The sequence below is a fragment of the Halomonas sp. GFAJ-1 genome (assembly GCF_000236625.2).
Classification (GTDB): Bacteria; Pseudomonadota; Gammaproteobacteria; order Pseudomonadales; family Halomonadaceae; genus Vreelandella.
Genome location: NZ_AHBC01000013.1, coordinates 1 through 26390, shown reverse-complemented (window position 1 = coordinate 26390; position 26390 = coordinate 1). Strand labels below are relative to the sequence as shown.

Annotated in this window: 21 protein-coding genes; 13 read left to right on the top strand and 8 right to left on the bottom strand. The window is 53.1% G+C overall.

From position 1 onward, the window contains the following. Positions 1 to 15: 15 nt before the first annotated feature. A complete protein-coding gene (locus MOY_RS03750; protein WP_009096664.1) occupies positions 16 to 915 on the bottom strand; it encodes a CYTH domain-containing protein in 900 nt (299 codons plus the stop codon). A gap of 136 nt (positions 916 to 1051) precedes the next feature. On the opposite strand from MOY_RS03750, the gene MOY_RS03745 reads away from it, so the two are divergent. The 4 genes from MOY_RS03745 to MOY_RS03730 all read left to right on the top strand — a co-directional run bounded on the left by MOY_RS03745 (position 1052) and on the right by MOY_RS03730 (position 6766). Next, positions 1052 to 1732, top strand: coding sequence for a TIGR00153 family protein (locus MOY_RS03745; protein WP_009096661.1), 681 nt, complete (start codon positions 1052 to 1054; stop codon positions 1730 to 1732). Between the two features lie 9 nt (positions 1733 to 1741). Further along, positions 1742 to 3007: an inorganic phosphate transporter gene (locus tag MOY_RS03740; RefSeq protein WP_009096659.1), complete on the top strand. Its 1266-nt coding sequence runs from the start codon at positions 1742 to 1744 to the stop codon at positions 3005 to 3007. Between the two features lie 154 nt (positions 3008 to 3161). Beyond that, on the top strand, positions 3162 to 4478 hold the full coding sequence (gene argA / locus MOY_RS03735) for an amino-acid N-acetyltransferase (protein WP_009096657.1): 1317 nt from the start codon (positions 3162 to 3164) through the stop codon (positions 4476 to 4478). A 104-nt stretch (positions 4479 to 4582) separates the two neighbouring features. Then, positions 4583 to 6766: an OsmC domain/YcaO domain-containing protein gene (locus MOY_RS03730; protein WP_009096656.1), complete on the top strand. Its 2184-nt coding sequence runs from the start codon at positions 4583 to 4585 to the stop codon at positions 6764 to 6766. 74 nt (positions 6767 to 6840) lie between these two features. Here the strand turns inward: MOY_RS03730 and MOY_RS03725 are convergent, their stop codons facing one another. The 6 genes from MOY_RS03725 to MOY_RS03700 all read right to left on the bottom strand — a co-directional run bounded on the left by MOY_RS03725 (position 6841) and on the right by MOY_RS03700 (position 13258). Further along, a complete protein-coding gene (locus tag MOY_RS03725; protein ID WP_009096654.1) occupies positions 6841 to 7710 on the bottom strand; it encodes a DMT family transporter in 870 nt (289 codons plus the stop codon). Between the two features lie 248 nt (positions 7711 to 7958). Next, positions 7959 to 9191, bottom strand: coding sequence for a DUF3422 domain-containing protein (locus tag MOY_RS03720; protein ID WP_035539967.1), 1233 nt, complete (start codon positions 9189 to 9191; stop codon positions 7959 to 7961). A 63-nt stretch (positions 9192 to 9254) separates the two neighbouring features. Further along, positions 9255 to 10484, bottom strand: a complete 1230-nt coding sequence (locus MOY_RS03715; protein WP_009096650.1) for a nucleoside recognition domain-containing protein — start codon at positions 10482 to 10484, stop codon at positions 9255 to 9257. A gap of 84 nt (positions 10485 to 10568) precedes the next feature. Beyond that, positions 10569 to 11501, bottom strand: a complete 933-nt coding sequence (locus tag MOY_RS03710; protein ID WP_009096647.1) for a lysine exporter LysO family protein — start codon at positions 11499 to 11501, stop codon at positions 10569 to 10571. Next, entirely contained in the window at positions 11502 to 12248 is a 747-nt protein-coding gene (locus tag MOY_RS03705) for a hypothetical protein (RefSeq protein ID WP_009096645.1), read from the bottom strand. It abuts the gene before it with no gap. 74 nt (positions 12249 to 12322) lie between these two features. After that, complete coding sequence (locus MOY_RS03700) at positions 12323 to 13258, bottom strand: 2-hydroxyacid dehydrogenase (protein WP_009096644.1); 936 nt, start codon at positions 13256 to 13258, stop codon at positions 12323 to 12325. 270 nt (positions 13259 to 13528) lie between these two features. Here MOY_RS03700 and doeA point away from each other — a divergent pair, with 270 nt between their 5' ends. The 9 genes from doeA (at position 13529) to MOY_RS03655 (ending at position 23254) form a co-directional block, all read left to right on the top strand. Further along, positions 13529 to 14728: an ectoine hydrolase DoeA gene (gene doeA, locus MOY_RS03695; protein ID WP_009096643.1), complete on the top strand. Its 1200-nt coding sequence runs from the start codon at positions 13529 to 13531 to the stop codon at positions 14726 to 14728. 29 nt (positions 14729 to 14757) lie between these two features. Next, positions 14758 to 15789 (top strand): N(2)-acetyl-L-2,4-diaminobutanoate deacetylase DoeB, encoded by a 1032-nt coding sequence (gene doeB / locus MOY_RS03690; RefSeq protein ID WP_009096642.1) that lies wholly within the window; start codon positions 14758 to 14760, stop codon positions 15787 to 15789. Between the two features lie 8 nt (positions 15790 to 15797). After that, the gene (locus MOY_RS03685) at positions 15798 to 16274 is read left to right on the top strand and encodes an Lrp/AsnC family transcriptional regulator (RefSeq protein ID WP_009096641.1); all 477 of its coding nucleotides are present in this window, start codon (positions 15798 to 15800) and stop codon (positions 16272 to 16274) included. A gap of 209 nt (positions 16275 to 16483) precedes the next feature. Beyond that, entirely contained in the window at positions 16484 to 17980 is a 1497-nt protein-coding gene (locus tag MOY_RS03680) for an NAD-dependent succinate-semialdehyde dehydrogenase (protein ID WP_009096640.1), read from the top strand. A gap of 120 nt (positions 17981 to 18100) precedes the next feature. Then, on the top strand, positions 18101 to 19534 hold the full coding sequence (locus MOY_RS03675) for an aspartate aminotransferase family protein (protein WP_009096639.1): 1434 nt from the start codon (positions 18101 to 18103) through the stop codon (positions 19532 to 19534). A 118-nt stretch (positions 19535 to 19652) separates the two neighbouring features. Then, positions 19653 to 20330 carry a haloacid dehalogenase type II gene (locus MOY_RS03670; protein ID WP_009096638.1) on the top strand — a complete coding sequence of 226 codons (678 nt, stop codon included), beginning with the start codon at positions 19653 to 19655 and terminating at the stop codon, positions 20328 to 20330. Between the two features lie 62 nt (positions 20331 to 20392). Then, a complete protein-coding gene (locus tag MOY_RS03665) occupies positions 20393 to 20740 on the top strand; it encodes a putative quinol monooxygenase (protein WP_009096637.1) in 348 nt (115 codons plus the stop codon). Positions 20741 to 20795: 55 nt separating this feature from the next. Then, positions 20796 to 21263: an S-ribosylhomocysteine lyase gene (locus tag MOY_RS03660; RefSeq protein WP_009096636.1), complete on the top strand. Its 468-nt coding sequence runs from the start codon at positions 20796 to 20798 to the stop codon at positions 21261 to 21263. Positions 21264 to 21502: 239 nt separating this feature from the next. Beyond that, positions 21503 to 23254, top strand: a complete 1752-nt coding sequence (locus MOY_RS03655; RefSeq protein WP_009096635.1) for an HD domain-containing phosphohydrolase — start codon at positions 21503 to 21505, stop codon at positions 23252 to 23254. Between the two features lie 96 nt (positions 23255 to 23350). Here MOY_RS03655 and MOY_RS03650 read toward each other — a convergent pair whose 3' ends face one another. Beyond that, positions 23351 to 26185: a bifunctional diguanylate cyclase/phosphodiesterase gene (locus MOY_RS03650; protein ID WP_009096634.1), complete on the bottom strand. Its 2835-nt coding sequence runs from the start codon at positions 26183 to 26185 to the stop codon at positions 23351 to 23353. Positions 26186 to 26390 lie beyond the last annotated feature (205 nt).

Below are 26390 nucleotides of genomic sequence, written 5' to 3'. Positions count from 1 at the left end.
TGGGCTTAATGCGTATCAGCGTAGCGGGGTTTGTGTCGACAAGCGATGGGCCAGCGTTAACGCGGCGTGGCCGTAAGCAGCACTCGGCTGCCCGTTGGCAGTAAGTGCATTGGGCAGCTGTTGGGCAATAGGGTGTAGGTTATCGTCCAGCTGAGGGTGAGTGGCCAGGGCATTCAAGGCCTGCTGGGCCGCTACTAAGTGCGTGTTTTGACCACTGTCGTGATAAGCATCTAGCGCCAGGGTAGCCCGGTGTAGCCACTGGGCGGGCGTGCTGGCATCCGGAAGCGGCCACTGGTTAGCGGCCAAGGCGTTACCCCGGGCAGCTTTGCTGCTGTCAGATGGCCGCAGCGGCACGCTTTCCGTAAGCGCTAGTGCCAGGGACCATAGCGCTTCTGGTTCGCCCGCTTTTAACTCCAGTTCTACCTCGCAAATCAATGCGTGGGCGCCGCCGCTGATAATTTCCCCCTCGTCCAATACCAGCTCAATATGGCTACCTTGCCACGTTAGCTGCCAGCTGTGACGGGTAAAGTCGGTATTTAACGTAGGGGTTAGTTGCTCAATAGCCCTTGCTAGTTCGCCTTGAAAGGGTGGAAGTTCAGCAAGAGCGGTAGCGTCCAGCTGCCGGTGGTTAAGCGCCCACTCCCACTCCTGGCGGCTTGATAGGCCTCCGCTGCCATGGCCTGCAGTTTTAACCGTTTGCAGCACGTGGCTATCTACTTGGCGCAGGCGTACGGCGATCTGGCTCCTGGCTAAATCACCGGCAGGCGTGTCGAAGTAGGTATTAACTAAATGCTGTTTTAATGGCGCCGCACCCACAACGGTCGCGTGGTTAAACAGCGCATCCACCTGTGTGGAAGGCAGTGCCAGCTTAAGCTCAACCTCATTAATGGCAGAATTGAGGTTTGAATTTTTCATGATATTAGCCACCTTAGCTGTGTGACGGTTTGGCGAGTTTCTAACGACATTATGAACTTTTTATGACGGGGGCAGGCGCACTCTTTATACTAGCGCCCGCCATTTCCAGGCACTCCGAAAACAGGCTAAAGGCTATATGGTTACCTCCAACCCTTTTTCCGCGATGTTTGGCCGCTCGCCATTCCAGCCGCTGTTGGCTCACATCGTCAAGGCTAATGAATGTGCCGATCAACTGTTGCCCTTCTTTGAGGCAACCCTTATCGGTGATTGGGAAACCGCGACCACGTTACGCGAAAACGTGACCCGGTTAGAGCACGATGCGGATATGCTCAAAACCGAGCTGCGGCTAAACCTTCCCAACACTATGTTCTTGCCCGTATCGCGCTCTGACCTGCTCGACTTGATCAGCGTACAGGACAAAATCGCTAATAAAGTACGCGACATTACCGGCATTATGCTGGGCCGTAAAATGCGCGTGCCCGATGAGCTAGCAGCGCCTATGCGCGAGTATATGGTCACCAGCGTGGCCTGTGTTGCCCAGGCACGCCAGGCGCTCGAAGAGCTTAAAGACCTGCTGGAGTCCGGGTTTGGGCGCAATGTTTCCGATGTCATGCAGAACATGATCCGTGAACTGCACACCCTCGAACACCAAGCGGATGGTCAACAAGTGGCGATTCGCCGCCGTTTGTTTGAACTGGAAAGCCAGTTGCCCCCCGTGGATGTGATCTTTCTCTACAAGATCATTGACTGGGTCGGCGAGCTATCCGATCGCGCCGAACGCGTGGGCAGTCGCCTACAGATTCTGACCGCTCGCTAAGGGGTTCTCATGCTGATTATTGCCCAGCACGGTGAAATTTTTATTATCCTAGCCTGTCTGTTTGGCTTCTTTATGGCGTGGGGCGTAGGTGCCAACGATGTGGCCAACGCCATGGGTACCTCGGTGGGGTCGAAAGCGATCACCATCAAGCAGGCCATCATCATTGCGGTTATTTTTGAATTTTTAGGCGCCTGGTTAGCTGGTGGGGAGGTGACCGCAACGATTCGCGGCGGCATGCTTGATCCGGTACTGCTTGAGGCAAACCCGCAACTATTGGTCTATGGCATGCTCTCCGCGCTACTGGCAGCAGCGATTTGGCTGATGATTGCCTCTGCTCGCGGCTGGCCGGTATCCACTACTCACTCCATTGTGGGTGCTATCGTCGGCTTTGGCGCAGTAGGTTTAGGTGTGGAAGCCGTAGCATGGGGCAAAGTGGGGCAGATTGCGTCCAGCTGGGTAGTCTCGCCCTTGTTGGCCGGTACCATTGGTTTTGTGCTGTTCAAGTCGGTTCATCACCTGATTTTTGAAAGTAACGATCCGTTTGCTGCCGCCAAACGCTATGTGCCGGGCTACATCTTCTTAGTGGGCTTTATTGTTTCCATGGTCACGCTCACTAAGGGGTTGACCCATGTCGGGCTGGATCTTTCGTTTGGTCAAAGCTTCCTTCTGTCGATCCTGATTGGTGTCGTCATTATGGGCTTGGGCGTGGTGATGCAGCGGCGTATCAAATACGAAAAAAACGCAAGCGACCACTTTGGTTATGCCAACGTTGAGCGGGTGTTTGGCGTGTTGATGATCTTTACCGCCTGTGCGATGGCCTTTGCCCACGGCTCTAACGATGTGGCGAATGCCGTTGGCCCGTTGGCGGCGGTGATTAGCGTGGTGCGTAGCGATGGTGTTATCGATAGTGCTGCGTTAGTCCCTTGGTGGGTGCTGGTGCTTGGTGGCGGTGGCATCGTCTTTGGTCTTGTCACCTACGGCCATAAAGTCATTGCCACCGTAGGTACTGGCATTACCGAGCTAACCCCCAGCCGTGGTTTTGCGGCCACGCTGGCGGCGGCTACCACGGTCGTACTGGCGTCCGGTACGGGCTTGCCGATTTCCACTACCCACACCTTGGTAGGGGCAATCCTTGGGGTGGGCTTAGCACGCGGTATGGCGGCTCTTAACCTGCGTGTGATTGGCACCATCGTGATGTCGTGGTTGATTACCCTGCCTGCAGGGGCAGGCTTAGCTATCCTGTTCTTCTTTATGTTTAAAGGCATGTTTGGCTAATGGGCGATTAGCCTGTACGGCGCGCTTTGGCATGGTGCCAGGGTAGGCTGAACCCCAGCGGCACCTTCTTTTCACAAGAAGGTGCCGCTGTTTTTTGTGCTCTGTTAAAGTAAGTGCGGTTATTTTTCTTTCACCTGCTGCCGGAGAGCGGCCCTTGGACACACGTTTCCCCTTTGTTGATTGGTTTCGCAATGCCTCCCCCTATATTAATGCGCACCGGGGACGAACCTTTGTCATCTTAATTGAGGGCGAAGCCATGGCGTCTGGCCGAGGGGAGCAGCTGATCCAGGATTTGGCGTTACTACATACCCTGGGCGTGCGGTTAGTGGTGGTGTTTGGTATACGCCCCCAGGTGCACGAGTCACTCCTCGCTGCCGGTGTTGAGCCAACCCGTGTCGATGGCCGCTGGGTAGCCGACCGCGCGGTAATGGCCCATGTCGAGCAGGTGGCCGCCCACCAGCGGCTATGGCTGGAAGCGCGGCTGTCACTTGGCCTGCCCAGCACGCCGCTGCACGGCGTGGAGCTTAGCGTGATTTCCGGCAACTTAGTGACTGCCAAGCCACTGGGCGTGCGTGAAGGGGTCGATTTTGACCACAGTGGCGAAGTACGCCGGGTGCGGGCCAGCGCCATTGAAGGACTGCTTGAAAAAGGCTCGCTGGTGTTGCTACCACCGTTGGGCTTCTCCAGTACCGGCGAAGTGTTTGATTTAGATGCCTCGGATGTGGCCCAGCATGCCGCCGTTGCCCTAAAGGCAGATAAGCTGATTTTACTGGGTGAATCTGAGGGGCTAGAAGACGAGCAGGGCGCGCTGCTGCGCCAGCTCTCCCCCGCAGAAGCCGAGCCTCGCCTGCAGCATGCGTTGCCGGGCAGCGAGTTGGCACGCCACTTAAACGCGGCCTGTACCGCTGCCCGGGAAGGTGTAGCTCGCACCCACTTACTTTCCTGGCGTAATCACGATGCGCTATTGGGGGAGCTGTTCACCCGTGACGGGGTGGGCACCATGATCACCCAACACCGCTACGAGCAGCTTCGCCCAGCCACGCTTAACGATGTAGCGGGCCTGCTTGAATTGCTAGAACCGTTAGAGCGTCGTGGCATGCTGGTGGCCCGCTCCCGGGAGCGGCTTGAGCATGAAATAGATGATTACATGGTGATCGAGCGGGACGGCATGGTGATTGGTTGCGCCGCGCTGCATGTTTTCCCCGGTACCACCGTGGGCGAAATGGCCTGCGTAGCGGTACACGGTAACTACCGGGGCGGCGAGCGGGGCGAGCGCTTAGTCGAGGCATTAGAGCGCCGTGCCCGCCAGCGTGGACTGGCAGAAATATTTGTGCTCACTACCCATACCGCCCACTGGTTTGTGGAGCGCGGCTTTCGCACGGCTAACCTAGATGACCTGCCGCCGTTAAAACGCGAAACCTATAACCACGCACGAAAATCCAAGGTGCTGGTAAAGTCGTTAAACGGGTAACGTTGACCAAGACGAAGCGGGTGAAAAACTGGATAATGGGCCGCAATTCGCCTGGCGCCTTATTTTAAATGCCAAGGCACACTCATTGCTCCGGACGCCCGCTCATGGAAATTAAAGTTAACTATCTCGATAACCTCCGCCTAGAGGCTAAGTTCGACGACTTCACGGTGATTTCTGACCAGCCGATTCGCTACAAAGGCGACGGCTCGGCCCCTGGCCCGTTTGACTACTTCCTGGCGTCTTCTGCCATGTGTGCCGCTTACTTTGTAAAGGTGTACTGCAACGCCCGGAATATCCCCACCGAGAACATCCGCCTTTCCCAGAACAATATCGTCGACCCGGAAGATCGCTATAAGCAGATTTTTAAAATCCAGGTCGAGCTGCCGGAAGATATCTCCGAAAAAGATCGCCAGGGCATTTTACGCTCCATTGACCGCTGCACCGTTAAGAAAGTGGTGCAAACCGGCCCCGAGTTCCAGATTGAAACAGTCGAAAATATCGATGAGGATGCCCAGGCACTGTTAATGGGCGCCCCGGAAGGCAGTACTACCTACATTCCGGGTAAAGACCTGCCGCTAGAACAGACCATCGCCAATATGAGTGCGATGCTGGCCGAGCTAGGCATGAAAATCGAGATCGCTTCCTGGCGTAATATTGTGCCCCACGTCTGGTCGCTGCATATTCGTGATGCTGCTTCGCCCATGTGCTTTACCAACGGCAAAGGCGCCACCAAAGAGAGCGCGCTGTGCTCGGCTCTGGGTGAGTTTATAGAGCGCCTGAGCTGCAACTTCTTCTATAACGACCAGTTCTTTGGTGAAGAGATTGCGGGCAGTGATTTTGTTCACTACCCCAATGAAAAGTGGTTCCAGCCGGGGCCTAACGATGAGCTGCCCAACGAAATCCTCGATGAGCACTGTCTGGCCATCTACAACCCAGAAGGTGAACTATGCGGGTCGCACCTGATTGATACTAACTCCGGCCGCGAAGACCGAGGCATTGTATCGCTGCCGTTTGTGCGCCAATCCGATGGTGAAACGGTCTACTTCCCCTCGAATCTCATCGAAAACCTTTATTTAAGCAATGGCATGAGCGCCGGTAATACGCTGGTAGAAGCCCAGGTGCAGTGCCTGTCGGAAATTTTTGAGCGGGCGGTAAAGCGGGAAATCCTTGAGCAGGAGCTAACCCTGCCCGACGTGCCCCAGGAGGTGCTTGCCAAGTACCCAGACATCTTGGAGGGCATTAACGCCCTGGAGGCTCAAGGCTTCCCAGTGCTGGTGAAAGATGCCTCCATGGGCGGTCAGTTCCCAGTGATGTGCGTGACGCTGATGAACCCACGTACCGGTGGCGTGTTTGCCTCTTTTGGTGCCCACCCAAGCTTTGAAATAGCCCTAGAGCGCAGCCTGACCGAGCTGCTCCAAGGCCGCAGCTTTGAAGGCCTGAATGACCTGCCGTTGCCGACGTTTAACTCCCAAACCGTGTCCGAGCCCAACAACTTTGTTGAGCACTTTATAGACTCTTTCGGCGTGGTGTCCTGGCGCTTCTTTAGCGCGACGCCTGATTTTGAGTTCAGCGAGTGGGACTTCTCAGGCAGCAACGAAGAGGAAGCCGCCACGCTGTTCGGTATTTTTGCAGAGCTAGATGCGGAAGTGTATATGGCGGTACACGAAGACCTGGGCGCGCCGGTCTGCCGTATTTTGGTGCCGGGCTACTCCGAGGTGTACCCCATTGAAGATTTGATTTGGGATAACACCAATAAGGCGCTGGATTACCGCGAAGATATTCTCAACCTGCATCGACTGGATGATGATCAGCTCACCGACTTGGTGGAGCGGCTGGAAGAGAGCCAGATGGATGACCACGCCGATATCATCACGCTGATTGGTATTGAGTTTGATGAGAACACCGTGTGGGGACAGCTGACGATTCTGGAGCTAAAGCTGCTGGTGTATCTGGCCCTGCAGCGCCATGAAGAAGCGTTGGACTGTGTGCAGATGTTCCTGCAGTACAACGACAACACCGTGGAGCGCGGCTTGTTCTATCAAGCGGTGAACGCGGTGCTGGAAATTGCGCTGGATGACGAGCTGGAGCTTAAAGACTACCTGCCCAATTTCCAGCGCATGTTTGGCGAGGCCACCATGGCGGCGGTGGTGGGCTCAGTCAGTGGCGAGGTTCGCTTCCACGGCCTCACGCCAACGAATATGCAGTTAGAAGGCCTAGAGCGCCATCAGCGCCTGATCGAAAGCTATAAAAAGCTTCATGCGGCTCGGGCGGCAAAGGCGAATAGCTAACCCGTTGGCTTTATCGTAATCAGCGCCATCTAGCGATCAACGGTGCGTCGCCTTACAAGACGCGCACCGTTTTGCTATTTGCTTGAAGAGACGCTGAGTTTTGTTACGGTCGCGAGTATTAACGCCATGCCAGCCATTTGCACAACGCCTAGCTGTTCGCTCAGTATCACGACGCCGAACAGGGTAGCCGTGATGGGTTCAACCATGGCAATCATGGAGGCGAGAGCAGCAGACGTATGGTTGATGCCTAGGATATAGAGTAGAAAGGAAAGGCCCGCGCCGAAAATACCCAGCGCCAAAAACAGCGGTACATCGGGTGTGCTCAACACGCTGATAGTTTGATTGATATCGGTTGGCACCAGTAGAACGATAGTCAGAACGGCAAAGGCAATAGAAAGTATCGCTTGGGGGCTGCCATGGGGAGCGGCATATTTAAAACCAAAAATGAATATGGCGTAGGAGAGCCCTGCCAGTAGCCCAGCACCGACCCCAAATAGCGATAGTTCGCTAGTGCCAATCTCATAAAGCTTGGTCAGCATAGTGATGCCCAGCATTACTAGAGCGATCGCCACCCACTTTCCAACCGTCGACCTTTCGAGCTTTAGTGCAAAGGAGATCAGGTAAACGAAGATTGGCGCGCAATACATCAAGGTAGCGGCAACTGCCACGTTACCGTGGTCAATACTGATGAAGTAGAAAGTGAAATTGCCTGCTACGCCAAGACCCGCGATAACCGACCAAAACCAAAGCTGCTTGTTTCTCAGGCCGCTGTGCTTTCGCTGAAGTAGTAGCCAGAGTATCGCGAAGAGAAGGCCGACAGCCCCACGGTAAAATGTAACAACAGAGGCATCCCACCCATCGTCTAAAAGAACGCCTGCAATTCCCCCTGATACCCCCCAAAAAAAAGCGGCGAGTACAATAAATATGCTGCCTTTACTTAGCATTACTTCTCCCATCATCCATGATGACGCCCAATAAACTGGCGTAGTAGACGCTTAACTATAGTCTAAAAAGCCTCTTCATAAGGCTCGGTTGAAAAATGAGGACGCAACTTTTTTAAAATGAGTATGGCAGCCATCTAAGCTGCCAGCATAGAACGTGGTTTACCGGGTGGCGGCCACTTCTACCTGGACAAACTGCATGTTTAACGATGAAGTCGCAGGATAGAGGTGCAGCTTTCATTAACGCTTGGCTAGTGCTTTTTTACTTTCCAAACTCGCCAGGTAAGCGTAGCGATAATAAGCGTGCCCAGCGGGACTAGCACGGTGGCGGCAACGTTGGGTTCGATATCTATTCCTAGCGCACTTAAACTTTCTAGCCCTAACTTCATTAAGCTGAAGATGTAGTAGCTGATCACTATGATCGAAAGCCCTTCAACCGCTTTCTGTATTTTAAGCTGGCTGCTGGCGCGAGCATCTAGGCTTTGCAAGATTTTGTAGTTTTGCCCTTCGATTTCTACCTGAGAGCGTGTGCGTAACAGGTCATTAAGTCGTGTGGCACTGGTGGCAAGGGTTTCAACGCGGCGGTTCATGGCGTCGCAATAGCGGGTGGCAGGCTCAAAGCGGCGCAATATAAACATGCCAAGTTGAGGATAATGGCCGACCCGTTCTTCGCGCATCTCACTGATACGGGCAAACACAATGCTGGAGTAAGCCTCTGTTGCGCTGAACCGCTGGCGGGTTTGTACGCCACAGCGCTCAAGCTTTGCCGAAAAGAGCGTTAAAGCGCTTAGCAATGGCTCCGCTGGCGACGTGTGTTGCTCGGCGTGTTGGTTAGAGAGCGTCGATAGTTCGGCCTCATAGTATTGAAGGTCGCTACTCAATGCTTTGGCTTCAGGCAGCGCAAGCATCGCCATCATTCGGTAGGTTTCAATATCAAATAGCCGTCTCGCCATTCGTCCTAGTCGGTAGTTGTCCAGACAGTCGTTGACCAGTAAAAAGCGGTTGATGTGCCGATCATCGAGGTTGAAATCGCTCCATACAGTGGCATCGTCGCCCCCTATCCGCGAGCCGGCGGGTTTATCTAAACCGTAGGCCTCAACACTGCCTGCCCAGCGGTTGGCGGTTTCTACGCGTAGTGTGCTGGCGCTGATAATTTGATCAGCATAGTCTGCCAAAACGCTATGTAAAAACTTGGGAGGCGTTGGCCATGTTTGCGGGTCGTCACTGTTTGCTTGCTTGATGGTCAGCGTAAAAAACTCAGTGTGGCGCTCCCATTTCACAGAGCACCCTTGGTAGCTGACAATCTGTTGCACTTGATCTGGGGAAACCGTGGTGCCTGTTGCATCCGCGAGACGAATAAGCAGCGCATCAACGTCATCGCCCTCAATTACAAAGGCGAAGTGATGTAGGCAAGCTGGGCCTTCAAAATAGATAGGGGGGCGGGCGTGGAGCTCGTTATGAAGCGCCGCATGTTGGTGGTGAATAGGGAGTTACTCAATATATTGTTATAGAAAAGTTATTCAGTGGCTTAGTTGGCGCTAAGCTGCCTAGCCAAAAAACCAGTAGCAGACTGCAATGGCCGTAAAAATACCAGCGGCATCGGCCACCAGGGCGCAGCCTAAGCCGTGACGAATACGGCGAATTCCAACGGCGCCGAAATAGACGGCGATAACGTAAAACGTGGTTTCAGTGCTGCCCTGCAGGGTGGCGGCCAGTAGCCCTGCAAAACTGTCGACGCCGAAGGTATCCATGGTTTCAATCATCATGGCGCGGGCGCCGCTGCCGGAAAGCGGCTTCACAAAGGCAGTGGGCAGCGCATCCACAAAGCGGGTGTCCCAGCCAACTCCTTCTACCAGCCAGCGCACGCCGCTTAGCCCGGCATCCAGTACGCCGCTGGCGCGCAGCACACCCACCGCCACCAGCATGGCGATTAGGTACGGCAGCAGGGTGACGGTAAAGCTGACGCCCTCTTTTGCGCCTTCAATAAAAGCGTCATACACCTTCACGCCCCGAAGCGCACCCACCACTAAGAACATAATCACAATACTGAAAAGTGTTAGGTTGCCCACGAGGGTGGAAGCTGCGGCTAACGCCTGTGCTGACATGCCCGCCAGCGTGGTAATTAAAAGCCCCAAGGCAAGTGCAGCAGCGAGTAAGTAGGCAAGCACAACAGGTTGCCAAAGCTTTAAGCGTTGCATTAACGCCACCGCCAGAAGCCCCGCTAGGCTAGAGGCGCTGGTGGCCAGCAAAATAGGTAAAAACACCAGTGTTGGCTCGTCTGCGCCCTGTTGAGCGCGGTACATAAAAATAGTAACCGGCAGCAGCGTGAGCGATGAGGTGTTCAGTACCAAAAATAGAATTTGCGCGTTACTGGCGGTCTCTTGACTGGGGTTAAGGCTTTGCAGCGAGTGCATGGCCTTGATACCAATGGGGGTCGCTGCATTATCCAAGCCCAGAATGTTAGCCGCAAAATTCATACTAATCAGCCCCATCGCAGGGTGGCCACGGGGTACGTCGGGCATTAGGCGGCAAAACAACGGGTCAAGCACACGCCCAAGAAGGCGAATCAGCCCTGCTTTTTCAGCAATAGAAAGAAACCCTAGCCACAGCGTCATGGTACCCAGCAGCACCAAAATGATATCGACGCTCACCCGCGCCATATCGAACAACGACTGCACAAGACGCGCAAATACTTCGCTGTCGCCACCCACTAACCACTGCCAGACAGATGCTGCAAAAGCAGCAATAAAAAAGCTTAACCAAATTCCATTTAGCATGAGGCGCGGGCATCCTGGGCATTGAAGCGATGGCGATTTAAACTGTCAGAGCTGCTTATCCTAACCAATACACGCTCATGGTTACTAACCGGATAGCGAAAGAAAAAACAGGATGAGCGGCGGGGAGAGCAGCGATAGGATAAAGCCGCTGACGACTGCCACGGGCACGCAGGCCACGCCGCCGTGTTGTTGGATAACGGGTAGAGTGAAGTCCATGGACGTCGCACCGCCGTAACCAATGGCCAGGGCGGTGTGGCGGTGAATGACCAGTGGAATCAGGATAAACGCCAGCAGCTCACGGGTAAGGTCGTTAAAAAACGCCACGCCGCCCATCAGTGGGCCAAGCTGGTCGCCAATTAAAATGGCTGAAAGTGAATACCAGCCAAAACCTGACGCCATGGCGAGGCCTTCGTTCCAACTCAACGAAAGCAGCGGAGCGGCCACCAAGCCCGCCAGCAGCGAGCTAAGCGCTAGCGTCACGGCAATGGCTAACCCCATGCGGTTGAGCAATATTTGCTTTAGTGGCATGCCTGAGTTGCGCAATTGGCAGCCAATCAATACCAGCAGCAGGTAGAGCACCCATTCAGCCAGTAAATCGGCTGTATCAAACAGCGCTTCACCTAGATAGGGGCCAAGCAACAGACCTACTATAACGCCTGCCACCACTACTGCGACTAGCAGCAGAGAACCCTGCATCGCGGCCAGTTTGCTGGTAGGGGCATTTTTTACCACCGGGGAGTTGCCCACTTTTAACCTTAAACGACATGACAGCCACCACAGCGCCGCTAAGTTAAACGCGGTGGTAATGCTGAATAGCAGCAGGGCATTGCCGCCCAAGCGTGAAAGTTGACTGGTAAGGTTTTCAAGCCCCGCCAAGCTGATGCCCATAAACAGCAGGATCAGATAAACCGAGCCACTCACGGCTCGGTTTATCTGATCAAGTAAGCGGGATGAGCGAATGCGGACTAAGTAACCCAGCACCAGGGGCAGTAGAACGATCAGTAATCCTGAGAGCATTTAGGGCGTATCTACCTCGGCGGGATTAAATTGCGTCATGGTGAGCTGCGTTTGCCGACGCCCCTCTTTTTCATACCGTGCCGACAGAATTAGCCCCGGCCACTCAGGGTGGAAGTTAATCTGTAAATGGCGGTCGGGCTTCTCCACATCGAAGAGTGTTACGCGGCGTGCTTCAAATTCACCTGCCGGAACGCTGACGGTGCCAGGCTCGGTCACGTAATACTGAAAATGCTCGTCGCGCCCGCGATGGTCGACAAACTCGATATCGCACGGGGCATTGGCTGTGCAGTTCTCGTGACCGGCTCGGCGTGAGAGATCGAACAGCGCAGCCTGACGATCAAGGGAGCTAATATCACTTTCGTCTAGCTGATAACTATCGCCTATTCCAAACAGCGAGTAGCTGCTGTTATAAAGCAGTGAGTGTGTCTCGTTATCATTTAATGTAAAGCGGCTGCGTTCTTGGCCCCTTGCCACTGCCACAGAAAAACGCATATCGCTGAGCCAGTGAAACCCTTCGTTGTTGAGGGTGTGGGTGATGGAAGCGCTCGGCCAGCCGCGAATTTCAAGCTGGTACTGAGCCTCAAAAGGCTGCGGCATGGGAAGTGGCTGGGTATCGGCATTAGGCGCGGTATCGGCGGCGGCAGAGCTATAAAAAGCCAAGCCGTACATTGCCAACATAATAGCAGCGCTGGTTAACTGGCTTTTAGTTAAACGTAGCGAAACGTTACGCAAAAGCTCATCCTCCATTGATAGTGTAGTCCTAAGAGTTGTTGACCAGCACTTGGTTCCCAGTACCAGTATAACGAGGGCGGCGGGCAGCGTCAGTAGCCTGCATCAGGATTAACAGTGGCAAGTTCTTCACCTGCTTCAAAAGCGCGAAGATACGAGATGACTTGGTCAATCGCGTCGTTTAACGGCGTGGGGCCGGCCATGTGGGGGGTGACGATAACCCGCGGATGCTGCCACAACGGGTTGTTGGCAGGTAGCGGCTCTTCACAGAAAACATCCAGCAGTGCACCGCGTAGATGCCCTGGCTTGCGATCTTTGCCAAGTGCGTCTAGTAGCGCCTGCTCGTCGATGAGGCTGCCCCGGCCAGGGTTAATCACACAGGCGCCTTGGGGGAGTTTTGCCAGTCGTTTAGCGTTGAGAATGCCGTGAGTCTCGGCGGTATCCGGCAGAATAGTCACGACGCACTGCACTTGGCTAAGCAGCCCATCAAGTCCTGCGTCACCGTGAAAGCACTCAACACCCGAAATCTGCTTTGCTGAACGGCTCCAGCCTAGTACTGGAAAACCTGCTTGCGAAAGGTGAGTGGCCACTAGGCTTCCAATCGCCCCTAGGCCCAGGATGCCAATTGGCCAGTGGGATTTCTCAGGCACCTGGTGAGGCTGCCACTCGGCATTAGGCTGCTGCTGGGCGTAGCGGTCCATACTGCGATAAAAATGCAGTGCGCCGTAAAGGGTGTAGTCGGCCATTAGCTCGCCCATGCCCGCGTCGCGTAATTTCACGATCGGCACACCGCTGGGTAGGCCAGGCGTTTTTAGCAGGTGATCCACTCCCGCGCCTAGGTTAATAATGCCCTTAAGCTGGGCTTGTTCCTGCAATAGGTGCGCCGGGGCTTTCCAGACTGCTAGGTAATCGGCATTAGCACGCGCTTCGGCGGGCGCGTCGCTCGTCAACACCGTTGCCTGGGGTAGCGCTTTCTCAATCGCCGCCTGCCACTGGGCGGCATCATCAATATGCACCACTATTTTCATATCGTTTCCTCTGGCTCATCGTCGTGTTTTATCAGCCTAACATGGTGAGCGCTAAAGGCTGATCTACGCGGGTATAGCGTATATCACCGTTCAGTATGCACTTTTTGTAATAAAGGCTTTGACCGGCAACCAAGGGTGAGTGCTAGTATCGGCTTAAGACGACATTGGCGGGCCTACTGCGGCGGTGGCCAGGTCGATCCTGTGGCCCAGCGCAGCGCCTATTATGGGCAGTGTGCTGGTTCTTAGTGATCTTTGATGGCGAGTTGCCCGATGACTGAGGTTTCCCTGCCTTTTACGCGCGAAGAGTATGCTACCCGCCTGTGGAAGGTGCGTGCAGAAATGGCTGGCCGTGGCATTGATGTGCTGATCGTCAGCGACCCTTCTAACATGGCGTGGCTAACCGGCTATGACGGCTGGTCCTTTTATGTTCACCAGTGCGTGCTGGTGGGCCTTGAAGGCGAGCCGGTATGGTTTGGCCGCCGGATGGATGCCAACGGTGCCCTGCGCACCTGTTGGATTCATCCTGATAACATCACCTACTACCCGGATTACTATGTTCAGAATCCGGATATGCACCCCATGGAGTATCTGGCTCAGTCGATCATGCCTGACCGTGGCTGGCATACCGGCGTGGTGGGCATGGAAATGGACAACTACTACTTCTCTGCCAAAGCGTATCAAAGCCTTTTGCGCGAACTGCCACATGCGCGCTTTATGGATGCCAACGCCCTGGTGAACTGGTGCCGAGCAATTAAGTCCCCACAAGAAGTCGCTTACATGCGTATCGCCGCCAAAATAGTGGAAGGTATGCATACGCGCATCTTGGAGGTGATCGAGCCGGGCCTTCCCAAGAGCAAGCTGGTATCGGAAATTTACCGCGTCGGTATCGAAGGGTTTATCGACGAAAATGGCAAAGTGTTTGGCGGTGACTACCCGGCCATTGTGCCTATGTTGCCCACCGGCAAAGACGCCGCCGCACCGCACCTTACCTGGGACGACACACCCTTTCGTAAAGGCGAAGGCACGTTTTTCGAAATTGCCGGGGTGTTTAAGCGCTACCACGCGCCGATGTCGCGCACGGTGTTTCTGGGAACACCGCCGGCGGATTTTATCCGTGCGGAGTCAGCCCTGTTGGAAGGCATTGAAGATGGCTTAGCCGTTGCCAAGCCTGGCAACCGCACGGCGGATATCGCCATGGCGCTGGGCGCGGCCATGGATAAATACGGTTTTGATCGGGGTGGTGCTCGCTGTGGTTACCCCATTGGTATTTCTTATCCGCCCGACTGGGGCGAGCGCACGATGAGCCTACGTCCCTCAGATGAAACCATCCTAAAACCTGGCATGACCTTTCACTTTATGCCCGGCCTATGGGAGGACGATTGGGGTCTGGAAATCACTGAAAGCATTCTTATTACTGATACCGGCTGTGAAACTCTGGCCAATTTTCCGCGCCAGCTGTTTGTTAAGTAGTGGGTTGTAAAAAATAAAAGGAACATGCAATGACCGATCAACTGAGTCAAAAGCGCCCTAGCCCTATCTCTGCCACCGTTGATTTTGATGCCGATGGGGTGCAACACGGTTTTTTAAAGCTGCCGATCTCTACCGATGAGTCGGCCTGGGGAGCGGTGATGATCCCTGTCACCGTGATTAAAAATGGCGAAGGCCCCACGGCGCTACTAACGGGCGGCAATCACGGCGATGAGTACGAAGGGATTACCTCGTTGCTTAAGCTTTCTGCATCGCTGAAAGCAGAAGAGGTGACTGGGCGGGTGATTATCGTTCCGTGCATGAATACGCCCGCGGTCATGGCAGGTAAGCGCACCTCGCCGATGGATAAAGGTAACCTTAACCGCAGTTTTCCCGGTGATCCGAACGGCAGTGTCACGCCACAAATTGCCGACTACTTTACCCGCGTGCTGGTCCCCATGAGCGATGTGGTACTCGATCTGCACTCCGGTGGCCGCACGCTGGATATCCTGCCGTTTGGCGCCTCTCATGTGCTGGATGATAAAGCGCAGCAGCAGTCTGCTCTTGAGGGTGCCAAAGCCTTTGGCGCGCCCTATGCCATGGTGATGTTTGAGCTGGACGCAGAGAAACTATTCGATACGGCCTGTGAACGCCAGGGCAAGGTATTTGTAGCCACCGAGCTAGGCGGTGGCGGTACCTCCACGCCGCAAAGCATTGCGATTGCCGAGCGCGGTGTGCGCAATTTCTTGATTCATTACGGCTTGGTCGCGGGTGAGGTGGAAATGCCCGAAGGCGGTCAGATGTATCTCGATATGCCGGATGCCAGCTGCTACGTACAGAGCCAACACTCCGGCGTACTGGAGTTGCTCGTCGCGTTGGGAGATGAGGTGAAAAACGGCCAAACCATTGCCCACGTATACGACATGACCCGTAGTGGCACGGCCCCGGTGGCCTATAAAGCGGAACGCGACGGTATTTTAATGGCCCGCCGCGCGCCTTCGTTAATCAATATGGGGGACACCCTTGCGGTGATCGCTGATGTTGTTGAACGTCTGGAGGCGTAGCGTCGGGCATGATGAAACTCGACCGTTATGATCTGAAAATACTCGACATCCTCTCCCGGGATGGGCGCATTACCAAGTCGAAACTTGCCGAGGCGATTAACCTCTCGGTAAGCCCCTGCTGGGAGCGGGTGAAACGGCTAGAAAAGGCGGGCGTGATTGAAGGCTATACGGCGCGCATCAATGCAGACGTATTGGTACCGCGTAACCCAGTGTGGGTGCAGATCGAACTCAAGCAGCATAACGCCGAAAGTTTCGCCCGCTTTGAAACGTTAGTCATGCAAACCCCAGAGGTTACTGAATGTGTGGCGGTGGGGGGAGGGGTCGATTACTTAGTCAAGTTTGAAGCTCGCACCATTGATAGCTACCAGCGCCTGATGGATAAGTGGTTAGTATCTGAGGCGGGTATTGAGCGTTACTTCACCTACATTGTGACAAAAACGGTTAAGCGCGAGCCCATTGGCATTGACGACACTGATATGCTCTAGTGTGCTATTCGCTAACTGCCGAAAAAAACCACGCAAAAACGCCTTTTCACAAAAAAAGTGCAGCGATAACTCCTCGTTTTCAAAAACACTTCGTGGCCACTCTCCTTTACCCTAGTTACATCGAATCAGCTCGGCGTTAGGTCGAGCGATTCACCTTTATTTTTATAATGGTTTGTCGTCCAACGTGGCTGCAGCCAGGGGAGGTGCCCATGACCACACTATCGACCACGCTCGCGAAACGCCTGGAAGATCCGCGTCTTTTCCGGCAGTACGCCTACGTTGACGGCAAGTGGACCCATGGCGAAGGTGGCCATGAAGAAGCCGTATATGACCCAGCGACTAACGAAGCCATTGGGCATATCCCGCTCCTGGAAGCTGAACAGATTACGGCCGCAGTGGATGCTGCAGAGGCTGCGTTTACCCACTGGCGTGCGCTGCGCGCTGATGAACGTTGCGAGCGGCTGCTCGCTTGGTACGACCTAATTCAAGCCAACCGTGAAGACCTCGCCACCATCATGACCCTAGAGCAGGGCAAGCCACTGCCCGACGCCCGTGGTGAGGTTCAGTATGGCGCTAGCTTTGTGCGCTGGTTCGCAGAAGAGGGCAAGCGTACCTATGGCGAAACCATTCCTAGCCACATTCCTAACGCCTCACTTGGCACCCTTAAAGAGCCGGTGGGTATTGCTGCAATGATTACGCCGTGGAACTTCCCGCTGGCGATGATTACCCGCAAAGCAGCGGCCGCGCTTGCTGCTGGCTGCCCGGTAATTGTCAAACCCGCCAACGAGACGCCGTTTTCGGCGCTGGCGCTAGCAGAGTTGTCCGAGCGAGCGGGTATTCCAGCCGGGATTTTCAACGTAGTGCTGGGCGACCCGGCGGAAGTCTCGAAAATTTTGTGTAGCGAGCCGCGTATTCGTGCGCTGTCGTTCACCGGCTCCACGCGTGTAGGGCGCCTATTAATTGAGCAGAGCGCTAATACCGTCAAGCGTCTTTCTCTGGAGCTGGGTGGCAACGCGCCGTTTATTGTTGGGCCAGATATGGACCCCAAACAAGCCGCCTATGCGGCCATCGACGCCAAGTTTCAAACCGCTGGGCAGGATTGCCTTGCCGCGAACCGTATTCTGGTTCATGAGTCGATTCACGATGAGTTCGTTGAGCATTTCAAGGAGCGCATGTTGGCCCTCACAGTGGGAAATGGCTTGCAGAGTGAAATTGACCTTGGCCCGCTCATTCATCGACAGGCGGTAGAAAAAGCGGCAGCCATTGTGGATGACGCCATCTCCAAAGGCGCTACCGTGAGCGGCGGCGACCAAAGCCAAGCGCCAGGTGAGAACTACTTTATGCCGGTTATGCTGACAGGCGTGACCCCCAAAATGAAAGTATGGCGTGAAGAGAACTTCGCCCCTGTGGCAGGCATTACTGCTTACAGCACCGACGACGAAGTGATTGAAATGGCTAACGACACCGAGTACGGCCTAGCGGCCTATATCTATACCCACGATATTCGCCGTATCTGGAAACTGATGCGCGCGCTGGAGTACGGCATGGTGAGTGTCAACTCGGTGAAAATGACGGGCCCGCCGGTGCCTTTTGGCGGTGTGAAGCAATCCGGCCTTGGCCGTGAGGGCGGCGCCACTGGTATCGATGAATATCTAGAAACGAAGTATTACTGCTTGGGTGCTTTGGGCTCAGTATCGGGTAGCTAACGACGGATCGCTCAGTCAGGCCTTTGCTCGCAGAGCAGCAGTTATTGCCTAAAAAAGTGCTTACTTATTAAAAATACCCTCCTCGCTGACCGGGGAGGTTTACCGTATAGAGAGAACGTTATGAGCTTGCATCAGGATCTGATCGAACGCGACCGCAAAGTTACGTTCCACGCTTCTACCCACCTGCGCGATTTTGCCCACGGCGATGCGCCGGGCCGCGTAATTACCGGCGGTAAAGGCATTAACATTGTGGATAAAGATGGCCGTGAGTTTATCGACGGCTTTGCGGGGCTTTACTGCGTCAATATTGGCTATGGTCGCACCGAAGTTGCGGAAGCGATCTACAAACAAGCCCTGGAACTCTCCTACTATCACACCTACGTGGGTCACTCCAACGAGCCACAAATTGAGCTTTCCGAGCGCATTTTGAAAATTGCCGGCATGAACATGTCCAAGGTCTACTATGGCATGTCCGGCTCGGACGCCAACGAAACCCAGCTTAAGATCGTGCGTTATTACAATAACGTGCTGGGCCGCCCGCAGAAGAAGAAGGTCATTTCACGCATGCGCGGCTACCACGGTTCAGGCATTGCCTCTGGCTCGCTGACCGGTCTGAAAGCATTTCACGACCATTTTGACCTGCCGATTGACACGATCCGCCATACCGAAGCGCCGCACTACTATCTGCGCGCCGCCGAGCAGCACGGTATGACTGAGCTGGAATTCTCCTCCTTCTGTGCCGATAAGCTCGAAGCGATGATTCTGGATGAAGGCCCGGATACCGTGGCCGCTTTTATCGGCGAGCCAGTACTGGGTACCGGCGGTATCGTGCCGCCGCCAGAAGGTTATTGGGAGGCCATCCAAGCCGTGCTGACGAAGTACGATGTGCTGCTGATTGCCGACGAAGTAGTGTGTGGCTTTGGACGCACCGGTTCCGATTTTGGCAGCCACCATTACAACATGAAGCCTGATTTGGTCACCATCGCCAAAGGCCTCACCAGTGCCTACCAACCGCTTTCCGGTGTGATTGTGGGTGACAAAGTATGGAAAGTGCTTGAGCAGGGCACCGGCGAGTTTGGCCCTATCGGCCACGGCTGGACCTACTCCGGCCACGCCCTAGGGTGTGCTGCTGGCCTTGCCAACCTGGACATTATCGAGCGTGAAAACCTCGTAGGTAACGCCGCTGAAACCGGCGCTTACTTCCAAGCTCAGCTGAAAACCGCCTTTGAAGGCCACCCCTTGCTGGGCGATGTGCGTGGTGTTGGCCTGATGGCAGCGCTGGAGTTCTCACCAGATGCCAAGCAGCGGCTGCACTTCGACCCAGCGCTGAAAGTTGGCCCCCGTGTCGCTGCGGCGGCAATGGAAGAAAGTTTGATAGCCCGTGCAATGCCACAAGGCGATATCCTGGGTTTTGCGCCGCCGCTGACCATTAACCGTAGCGAAGTTGATGAGATGATTGGCCGTACCAAACGTGCCATCGACCGTATTACCGATGAACTGGTGCGCTCGGGCGATCTTAAAACCGGCGAACAAAAAGCTGCCTTTACCGTTTAATAGGGCTGAACGCCGGTCAAACGCCGCTGTATATCACAGCGGCGTTTTTGTTTTTCAAACAGACAGCTATGCTAAATGCATGAGATAACGAGTCACAAGCACCAGGGCGGGAGTTACTATGCAACCGGTATTAGCATTTGATGTGTACGGTACGTTGATTGATACCCAGGGCGTAACGGTGGAGCTTGAAAAGCGCCTGCGCGATTCTGCAAAAGCAGGCGAGTTTTCCAAGCGCTGGCGGGAAAAACAGTTGGAATACAGCTTTCGCCGAGGACTAATGGGCGCTTACGTGCCGTTTTCAGAATGTACCCGTGAAGCATTGGTATTCACCGATCGTGCGATGCAAACGGGCCTTACCGATAATGACCAAGACCACTTGATGGCGATTTATGCGGAGTTGCCCGCGTTTCCTGATGTGGTGCCTGCACTTGACCAATTGCGCGATGCAGGTATTCGTTGCGTCGCATTTTCTAACGGTACTCATGAAGCGGTGACTAAACTACTTGCCCGGGCAGGCGTAGAAAGCCACATGGACGCGGTGGTTAGCGTCGATGATGTAAAACGCTTCAAGCCTGACCCCGCCGTGTATGCTTATTTACGTACCCGGCTAGAGATTCGGCCAGAGCATACCTGGCTGATTTCCAGCAACCCCTTTGACGTGATTGGAGCTACTCATGCAGGGCTGCGCAGCGCCTGGATAAGACGTCACGCTGACGCGCCCTTTGACCCTTGGGGCGGTGAACCTGACATGACGGTGTCTGATTTAGAGATCTTAGCTGAACGCATTATTCGATAGGTTGTGAACCCGGTTGCTGAAGCCGCATAATGACGCACGCTTAATGAATTAGGAAATTGACCATGTCGGAAAAAGTCTACTGTATCGCCAGCTTCAAACCCAAAGCCGGTAAAGAGGAAGCTGTCTTTAAAGCGCTGCAATCATTAGAGCCGAACACCCACCGGGAAGATGCATGTATTCACTACACCGTCACGCGTCAAATCGATAACCCTTTCGCTCAGGGCACCAGCTACCCCATCGTGTTCCATGAAATTTGGGCCAGCCGTGAAGAGTTTGAAGCTCACTGCCAGCGTAAAGAGATCCAGGATTTTTTCGCTGAGCATGTCGAATCTCCTGATGGCGATATTGAAGATGCCAACGTGTGCGTTTACACCGATGAGCCGTGGAATTTTGATGCTCCCAAGGTGTAAAAAGCGGCAAGAGTGTAGAATACGCCCATGACACACACGAAAAAATGGAGCCAACATGACTGAAAAGAAAATGAACGTCGAAAGCTTTAACCTGGATCATACCAAGGTAAAAGCGCCTTACGTCCGCTTGGCCGATATTAAAGAAGGCCAGCACGGTGACCGTATCCATAAATACGACCTGCGCATCTGCCAGCCTAATAAAGAGCACATGGACATGCCCGCGCTTCACTCTTTGGAGCATTTAATGGCTGAGCTGTCGCGCAATCACACGGATAAAGTGGTTGATATTAGCCCGATGGGCTGCCAAACCGGCTTTTATATCGCGATGATCAACCACGATGATTATGACGGAGTGATCGACATCATTGAGCAAACGCTCAATGATGTGCTGAATGCCACTGAAGTACCCGCTTGCAATGAGCTGCAGTGCGGCTGGGCCGCCAGCCATAGTTTGGAAGGTGCGCAGGAACTTGCCCGCAATCTGCTGGCTAAGCGCAATGAATGGACAAACGTATTCGCGTAAGCTAAGCGAATACATATGTCATTACACGAATGCCTCCGTGCTCTATGTAACTGCACGGGGGCGTTTTTGTAAGTGATTGTTGATAACAATTGGAAACGCAATAGTTGTTGTTAACATAATACTTTTTGGCTAGTTTAAGTTATTAAAAGTCTGTATTTTTAAAATATTCGATACTCCATATTCGATACTCCATATTCGATACCCCATCACTGATAATTAAAACGACACGGGGAATAACAATGCATACCCTCTACCAAAGTAAAAATCCATCCGCAAAAGTGTTACAAAACCTTATCAAGCATGAGTACGAGCTTTGCATCTACGCTAAAAATTTACCGTGCACACTAGCGGCTGAGGTAGTAGGGCTAAGCCTGGATGGTGGACAGCTATTGTTAAAGGTAGAGACACAGGGAGATAAGATAGAGGACTATTTAGATGAAGAGTGCATTAATTTTGACATTGAGGCCCTTCACCTCTATGAAGCCAGTGATAAGAATAGAACGCTAAGACGTGACGCGTACAGTATTAGCAATGTACCTGCAGTGGCGACAAAGCTAAATGCCGGTATCTATCAGTTAAAATGCACACTGCCTGCGTCTGTTTTTTTAGTGGAGCACCGTGGCACTGCCAGAATCCCCTTTATTTTAGGGATGAGCGCAAGGGTGAGTATTGAAATTTATACTAACGGTTTGGTAGTAAATGGTTCTTTGCGCAATATTTCAGTAGGTGGCTGCCTAGTGGAGATTAGTATTGAGGATAGTAATGCGCTAACTGTTGGTCACCTGTTGCCCGGGGTCACCATAGAGTTTCCAAACGGTACTAACTTTCGCGCAAAAGCGTTATTGCGCCATATACGGCCTTTTGGGCACCATGGCTATGCCGCGCTAGGTATACAGTTTGAAGGGCTAGACCCACAGCAGACAGAAGAGATTTTTCACCTGGTTTCCGAGGTAGAGCGCGAGGCTGCTTATCGTTCAGGTATTAATGAAAAAATAGTCAGTCATTCGTATCTTTTTCTACCCGGTACAAAACAGAAAACGATTCTCCGTCGTGAGGAGCAAAGCCTGGAAAAGCGCAAACGTCAATCGCCTATACAACGCGGTGTTTTGGAGTTAGCACATCAGCTTCAGTATGCACTGATGTATATTAAAAGCCGTGAACACTTCCCTGAAAAAACACTCTATGACTGTGTTGAAACGGTGCTTTATTTTGTCAGGCAAGATAGAAAAACAGCGCTGTATTCGCTCTCCTTTTTGCACAATGAGCCGGGCTGGGTAAGGCACGCCATACGTGTGGCCACGCAAACCGCTGATATGATGCTATTAAGGGACGCCTATTCAATCAGCATTAGGGAAGTGGTGCTAGGCGCTTTGTTGCATACCATGGGTAAGCCCTTAATGGTGAGCGAAGAGCTACCCTCTTTAAAAGAGAGCATGAACGCACGTCAGAAGCTTCTTTTAAAGCAGCATGTTAATGTTCTGATAGAAAAGCTAACAGCACTAAAGTGGGTGCCTAGTGAGATATGTGAAGATGTAATATTGAATGCTAACGAGCGGCTGGATGGCACGGGCTACCCACGAGGCTTGAAAGATGAGCAGTTAACAGAAGTGGTTAAGCTTGTATCAATTATTAAGGCGGTTGATAAGCTGACCCATGTGCGCAATGGAATTCAACCCCGTACGCCTCTAGATGCCTACCGCATAGTTAATGAGCAGCATGGTAGCTATGATAAGGCGATATTGGTTGAGTATATTCAGTGCTATGGCCTTTATCCTATTGGTAGCTTGGCGAAATTTTCAGGTGGCTTTTTAGCATGGATAATGGATGTTGATAATAAAGGTATGCCGGTGAAAGTCGATGTGGTTAAAAACTTGGCCTTTAGGGATACAAATATCGATACTATTTTAGACGTGAACGACTTTGGTCAAATCGGTAGGCTGGAGGGCATTGTCGATCCGGATGATTATGGTATTCAGTTTGCAAAAATGTAACCGCGATAGATGAGTTGGCCTGTTTTTAAATGCTCTATATAAATGCCCTACAGGGCAGGGCGTGTTAAAAACCACTGTATCCAGTTATGTGTTGTATCAGTGTGACTTTAACCATTTTGCCATAAACTCATCAGCAGGCAGGGGTTTGTCGTACAAATAGCCTTGTCCCTCTTGGCAGCCCATCTCACGTAGGGCTGTGGCCAGCTCGCAAGACTCCACCCCCTCAGCAACCGTGACCATGCCCAGGCTATGGGCCATCACAATAATTGTCTCCACAATAGTGCGGTCGTGATGGTTGTTTAGCATGTCGAGAATAAACGACATATCAATTTTGAGCTTATCGGCTGAAAAGCGCTTTAGGTACGCCAGCGATGAGTAGCCTGTGCCGAAATCATCAATGGCTAGGCCGTAGCCAGCCTCTTTTAGAGCTTGAGTTATCGCCACGGCTTCCTCGGGGGCTTCCATAAAGCCACTCTCAGTCAGTTCAAGGCAAATTTGAGAGGGCAAGACGCCATGGGCAATACATTTACGCTGTAGGTTGTCGATAAGCCGGGAGTCTTCAAAGTGGCGAGACGCAATGTTGATGGCTATTTTTCCGGGCATGGTGAGCCCTTCAGACTGCCAAGCGGCCAACTGGCGAAAAACGTCGTTGATGACCCAGTTGCCCAGTGGAATGATAAGGCCGCGTTCTTCTGCCAAGGGTATAAACTCATTCGGGCCAACAAACCCCAGCACGGGGTCGTACCAGCGACAAAGGGCTTCTGCACCGGTTAACAGGCCGGTTTTGAAGTCAATTTGCGGTTGATAATGAAGGCTTAATGACCCGTTGACTAGCGCTTCAGAGAGCCGCTTTGCCATATCCAATCGCGAAGCAAGTGCAACCCCCATCTGTGCTTCAAAAAAGAGATAAGGTAGTTTTTGCTGCTTGGCTTGGTACATGGCAATATCAGCGTGCTTCAGTAGTTCCCGGGCACTCTCTGCATCGTCTGGGTATAGCGCAACGCCAATACTCACTTCTAGCTCAAAACTCTGACCATCGATGACCAGAGGGTTCGCCAGTGCATGCAGCAAGCACTCTGCCGTGTGAATAAGTGAGCGTTGAGTGCTTGGTTCGATGAGCACCACAAATTCATCGCCCCCCAAGCGAGCGAGATACTCATTGCCCGTAAGGGATCGCTGGAAGGCCGCCGCCACCGCCTTTAAAACCTTATCGCCAACATCGTGCCCTTGGGTATCGTTAATCTCTTTGAAGTGGTTAAGGTCGAGCAGCATTAAGCCAAGGCCGTGGTCTTGTTCTACCGCATGATCAAAGCCACTTTCCAGGCGCCGTATGAATGCAGTGCGGTTAGGTAAGCCGGTACCTGGGTCGTAAAAAGCGAGTTGGCGAATATGTGCTTCATCTTTTTGGCGCGCCAGCTCTGCGGCAACGCCCGAGGCGAAAATCTGTAACACGCTGGAAACTAACTCGGTGTCGTGTAGCGGTTCTCTGTACATTACGCCTAACAACCCAATCGCCTTGCCCTCATTATTATCTAACCGTCGGCCTGCGTAGGCACGCACCCAGTACAGTGCATCACGCCCCTCCACGGGAAGTGATGACCCAGCACCGTCAGCCACAATACACTCACTATTAGCTAACACTTCTGCACAGGGAGAACCTGGTAGAGTGTAGGTAAAATTAGGCTGCCGCTCCCCATCAATCACGACTGCCAGCGTATCAGCCCGATTGGGGTCGCTGGTATTAAGCTGAGCAATAAACGCTAAGTCTGCGCTTAGCGCATCTGCCATATGGTGAGTTAGCTGATCGAGAAACTCCTCCCCTGTGCGTGCAGAAACAGCCAGGGTGATTTTTAATACCGCGCGCTGAATGCGTTGCTGAGCCGCTTTACTGCGTAGCGTATCAATACCAAAGGCGACGTTACCTGCTAGTGCATTAAGTAGCTGTAACTCATCGTCGTCGAAGGGTTGAGTATCAGGCTTATAAAGTGCCAGCACGCCATAACATTGGTCGTGGCACTCAAGGGGGAGGCACACGACGCTGCGTAGATGGCAGGCTAACGCAATGTCTTTTTGCGAGCTAAAAGCAGGGTGGTTTGCAATATCAGCAAGCTGTATAGGTGTGCAGCAGCCTACCTCGGTGTGCTCCAGGTGCGGAGAAGCCGCATAAAACTCCCCGAACGCTGCCACAATAGTCGCTATGTGGTCGTGTGCCTTGCCTGCAGCTGCTTGAGGGGCGATTACATGCCTATTGCCCGGCTGTGAATAGCCGATCCAAGCCATCGAAAACCCACCAACCTCAACGGCCTGCTGACAAACTGTGTCTAATAATGCCTGTTCACTACTGGCTTGGGTAATCACTTTGTGGCTATGGCTAAGTAGCTTTAAGGCGTGCCTTTTGTAGAGCGTGCGCTGCTGCTGGCGCCGCTTTTTTTCAAGCCGGGTAATCTCCGCCCCGATACTCACCGACGCCATGCGTAGTACTTCCGCCGAGTAACGTGAGTCTTCAATAGCGCTGGGGCTGGCGTTAGCGGCTGCTACAAACCCAATGGACCCTCTTTCAGAATGAGCTGCCGAGGGTAGGGTGAAGGGTACGCTTAAATAATCATCAACATTTAGTGTAGGGAGCAGCAGGTTGTGGGGGAAGTGTTGCGCGGCGTTTGGGTGAATATTTAAATTGACTGTGTTGTTGGTAGCGCTTGGAGGCACATCTTTTAAAGAAAACGTGACGTTATTAAGTAAACTTCCTTTAGACCACATTGCTAGCGTGGTGGCCTGTTGATGCTTATCAATACGAGCAATTATTAAATGGTCGACTGCTAACAACGCACCAAGCGCCGCTGCGACTTTTTCAAAGTAGGCTTCGCCATGCGCTTCAGAGAGCACGTCGGCAAGGCGATGGAAAATGTTAGCGTCTGAAACCTGGCAATTCATTGATTTTCCTAAATAACTGCCGCTAGCAGAAATGGTTTGGCGTAAGGTTATTGGAAGTTTTCTAGCGAGGCTTGGAGAATGAATTTTATGAATAAATAGCCTGCGTAAATTTTGAACAGTACGAAAGTTGATTTTAAAACTAGAGTTGTTTAAACAATTCACTGCTTGATGTTCATAAATATAAATTATAAATTATAAATTAGAA

Excerpts from the sequence above, each read along its gene's own strand:
- MOY_RS03750 (WP_009096664.1), bottom strand. The coding sequence starts at position 915 with ATGAAAAATTCAAACCTCAATTCTGCCATTAATGAGGTTGAGCTTAAG.
- MOY_RS03745 (WP_009096661.1), top strand. The coding sequence starts at position 1,052 with ATGGTTACCTCCAACCCTTTTTCCGCGATGTTTGGCCGCTCGCCATTC.
- MOY_RS03740 (WP_009096659.1), top strand. The coding sequence starts at position 1,742 with ATGCTGATTATTGCCCAGCACGGTGAAATTTTTATTATCCTAGCCTGT.
- MOY_RS03730 (WP_009096656.1), top strand. The coding sequence starts at position 4,583 with ATGGAAATTAAAGTTAACTATCTCGATAACCTCCGCCTAGAGGCTAAG.
- MOY_RS03725 (WP_009096654.1), bottom strand. The coding sequence starts at position 7,710 with ATGCTAAGTAAAGGCAGCATATTTATTGTACTCGCCGCTTTTTTTTGG.
- MOY_RS03715 (WP_009096650.1), bottom strand. The coding sequence starts at position 10,484 with ATGCTAAATGGAATTTGGTTAAGCTTTTTTATTGCTGCTTTTGCAGCA.
- MOY_RS03710 (WP_009096647.1), bottom strand. The coding sequence starts at position 11,501 with ATGCTCTCAGGATTACTGATCGTTCTACTGCCCCTGGTGCTGGGTTAC.
- MOY_RS03705 (WP_009096645.1), bottom strand. The coding sequence starts at position 12,248 with ATGGAGGATGAGCTTTTGCGTAACGTTTCGCTACGTTTAACTAAAAGC.
- MOY_RS03700 (WP_009096644.1), bottom strand. The coding sequence starts at position 13,258 with ATGAAAATAGTGGTGCATATTGATGATGCCGCCCAGTGGCAGGCGGCG.
- doeA (WP_009096643.1), top strand. The coding sequence starts at position 13,529 with ATGACTGAGGTTTCCCTGCCTTTTACGCGCGAAGAGTATGCTACCCGC.
- doeB (WP_009096642.1), top strand. The coding sequence starts at position 14,758 with ATGACCGATCAACTGAGTCAAAAGCGCCCTAGCCCTATCTCTGCCACC.
- MOY_RS03685 (WP_009096641.1), top strand. The coding sequence starts at position 15,798 with ATGATGAAACTCGACCGTTATGATCTGAAAATACTCGACATCCTCTCC.
- MOY_RS03680 (WP_009096640.1), top strand. The coding sequence starts at position 16,484 with ATGACCACACTATCGACCACGCTCGCGAAACGCCTGGAAGATCCGCGT.
- MOY_RS03675 (WP_009096639.1), top strand. The coding sequence starts at position 18,101 with ATGAGCTTGCATCAGGATCTGATCGAACGCGACCGCAAAGTTACGTTC.
- MOY_RS03670 (WP_009096638.1), top strand. The coding sequence starts at position 19,653 with ATGCAACCGGTATTAGCATTTGATGTGTACGGTACGTTGATTGATACC.
- MOY_RS03665 (WP_009096637.1), top strand. The coding sequence starts at position 20,393 with ATGTCGGAAAAAGTCTACTGTATCGCCAGCTTCAAACCCAAAGCCGGT.
- MOY_RS03660 (WP_009096636.1), top strand. The coding sequence starts at position 20,796 with ATGACTGAAAAGAAAATGAACGTCGAAAGCTTTAACCTGGATCATACC.
- MOY_RS03655 (WP_009096635.1), top strand. The coding sequence starts at position 21,503 with ATGCATACCCTCTACCAAAGTAAAAATCCATCCGCAAAAGTGTTACAA.
- MOY_RS03650 (WP_009096634.1), bottom strand. The coding sequence starts at position 26,185 with ATGAATTGCCAGGTTTCAGACGCTAACATTTTCCATCGCCTTGCCGAC.